This window comes from Acinetobacter sp. ABJ-A23_2, from assembly GCF_044538765.1.
Lineage (GTDB): Bacteria > Pseudomonadota > Gammaproteobacteria > Pseudomonadales > Moraxellaceae > Acinetobacter > Acinetobacter nosocomialis_A.
Genome location: NZ_JBIUCP010000095.1, coordinates 1 through 3,009, shown reverse-complemented (window position 1 = coordinate 3,009; position 3,009 = coordinate 1). Strand labels below are relative to the sequence as shown.

2 protein-coding genes are annotated in these 3,009 nt (G+C 34.8%); one reads left to right on the top strand and one right to left on the bottom strand.

What is annotated here, in order from left to right; all coding sequences use genetic code 11:
• The first annotated feature begins 568 nt into the window (after positions 1-568).
• Entirely contained in the window at positions 569-2,398 is a 1,830-nt protein-coding gene (locus tag ACH63V_RS17925; RefSeq protein WP_396464302.1) for a DUF262 domain-containing protein, read from the top strand.
• 219 nt (positions 2,399-2,617) lie between these two features.
• On the opposite strand, the gene ACH63V_RS17920 is transcribed toward ACH63V_RS17925, so the two are convergent.
• On the bottom strand, positions 2,618-2,902 hold the full coding sequence (locus ACH63V_RS17920) for a hypothetical protein (protein WP_396464301.1): 285 nt from the start codon (positions 2,900-2,902) through the stop codon (positions 2,618-2,620).
• Positions 2,903-3,009: the final 107 nt, after the last annotated feature.

Here is a 3,009-nt window from a genome sequence, read left to right as displayed (position 1 = left end):
ATCTCATTGTTAATGAAAAAAAGTTTAGTTTCTTATGGAGTTATGACTATTGAAAAGAAGATAGTGATTCCAAATGAGTATGTTACTGTAAAGCGAACTTTGAAGGTCGATAATTAATATATTTAAGTTATCATCAGTTAGCTTTTCCAAAGGCCTCCATGCCACAACAGAACTTTAATTTTTTGCACTGATTTAAAGTCATCCACCGTTGCATCACATCGATAAGAAAGCTAAGTCAAATGCTCCGCAATGTTATTTTCATCACATCTTATATCCTATTAGTTATGCGATTTGATGCTAAACCACTAGGTGATATTTAAGTATGTAGTACTACTCGAGAATAGTACTGGTAAATGTTGGTTCTACTTCTAGCATTTCACCACGATGGTGTACTTTTACTTAGAGAGATACATGAAAGTAAATTTTATTCTAAAAGATGAGACTAGCCTAAGAAAATTTATATAGAAAAAATGATTAAAACTTTAGTAATAGATTGATGTAATTCATTGATAATTTTTTTATGTCATGTATTTTAGGCTCAAACATAAATAACACGTGATTTTTATACATGAGTAATTTTGATAGTACTAAAGAAAATTTAAGTGACATTTTAAAGAAAATTGTTGAGGGGAAATTACAGTTACCTGACTTTCAGCGTGGTTGGGTCTGGGACGATGCTCATATCAAATCATTGTTAGTAAGCATTGCACGGTCATTCCCTGTAGGTGCCGTAATGCTTCTCGAAACAGGTGGAGATGTAAAATTTCAAGTACGACCTATTGAAAATGTGGAACTTGACAGAAATGATATAGAGCCTGAAGAGCTGATTTTGGATGGTCAACAGCGCTTAACCTCTCTAACACAAGTACTGAAATTAGATAAACCAGTTAAGACATTTGATGAAAAGGGAAGAGTGATCAAACGTCATTATTATATTGATATTGAAATGGCATTGAGTGGTAATTTAGAAGATGCTTTTATTTCAGTAGACGAAGACAAAATTGTTAAAACAAATTTTGGTCGGGATGTTCAGACGAAAGAAAACGGCCAATTCGAAAAGATAGAGTTGGATTTTTCTACTATTGAAAAAGAGTGTAAAGCATTCTTTTTCCCATGTAATCGAATTTTTAATGCCAATGAATGGGAAGTAATTTTATTTAGAAACCATGCAAACAGAATTCAAGAATATATGGACTTCAGAGAAAAAGTTCTCGAAAGCTTTAGAAAGTATGCACTTCCAGTAATCAAATTGAATAAAGAGAATTCTAAAGAAGCAGTTTGTTTGGTATTTGAAAAAGTAAATACAGGTGGTGTTCCATTATCTGTATTTGAACTTGTCACAGCGACATTCGCTGCTGAAGGATATAATCTTAGAGATGATTGGTATGGGCATCCAGAGCGTAATCCAATTGGTCGTGCTAAAAGATTAAGTGATAAAGAACCTATATTAAAGCTGGTAGAACCGACTGATTACTTACAAGCTATTAGCTTATTAAGTACATTGCAACAGAAAAAAGCTGATATCGCAGCCAATAAAACTGGTAAATTTAGTACCCCAGTAAGTGCAAAGCGCGCAGCAATCTTAGGAATGTCATTAACTGATTATGAAAAATGGTCAAATGATATTGAATATGGTTTTATATTAGTTGCTAAGTTCCTGCGTAAGGAATGTTTTTTCTTCACTAAAGATTTACCATATCGTACACAGTTGGTACCTCTAGCATCGATTCTGGCATTACTTAAAGAAAGATGGTTAGAACCAAAAATCTATGAAAAGTTAAGTCAATGGTTTTGGTGTGGGGTACTTGGTGAGTTGTATGGTGGTGCGGTAGAAACACGTATCGCCAATGATCTAGAAGATCTTAGTAATTGGGTTTTAAATCCAGATCATGAGATCAGAACAATTCAAGAAGCATCATTCCAAGCACAACGCTTGAAAACGTTAAAATCTCGTTTGAGTGCAGCATATAAAGGTTTAAATACTTTGGTATCGAGAGAGGGTGCACAAGACTTCTTTTGGAAGGAGTCTGTTCAAAATTTAGATGTAGAAGAAGTTGCATTGGATATTCATCATATTTTTCCGAAGAAATGGTGTGAAGATAATGGGAAGCCTTCAAAAATATATGACTCTATCCTTAATAAAACACCAATTTCTTATAAAGCAAATCGTATGATAGGTGGTAAGGCACCATCGAAATATCTTAATGACTTGCAAAATCATAAGACTGTGTTGATGGATGATATGGGTATGAACAAGATCTTAACTACACACTTTATTGATCCTGAGTTATTAAGAGCTGACGATTTTGACGCCTTTATTGAGGCTCGCCAACAGCAGCTACTTAAGATCATTTCTAAAGTAATGGGTAAAACACTTTCAGATGATAATATCGTTTAATGGCTTATTAAGGGGGGGCTTTAGCTCCCTTAATTTTAGTATTCTATTTTTTAAATATTTTTGAAAATGATAGATTATTATAGTCATTATGCAGATTTTATTTGAAGTAACTCCATACTTCCCCCAAGGCCCCCGTGCCACAACAGAACTTTAATTTTTTGCGCTGATTTAAAGTCATCCACCATTGCGACACAGAGATAAGGGAGCTAAGCCAAACGCTTAGCCCATGTCTTCTTTATCGCAACGCCGCATCACACTAAAAAAAGTAGGGGCAAAGTCCTGTGGGAGAGCAGGACTTTGCAAACTGACATGTTCTAGACGTTGCATGAGCTTATGCGAATACACTTGTTCAAGCCGTTGGTATATACAGTCGCAACTGGCTTGGGTGTGCCCACCCGACAGGCAAATTTTTTCAAAATCCTGCTGAGTGCGAATGTCGCAACCAGAAACGCTGTAATCGCCTACAACAAGGCCTAAAACTAAAATAGTTTTATAAAATTTCATATTATTCTCGTGATGATTTGGGGATATCTCAATGAGAAAAAATAAACCGCTATATTTTAAGTTTTAATATCATTTTTAAAGGCAATAGTTAACCCGCCTATAAAAGC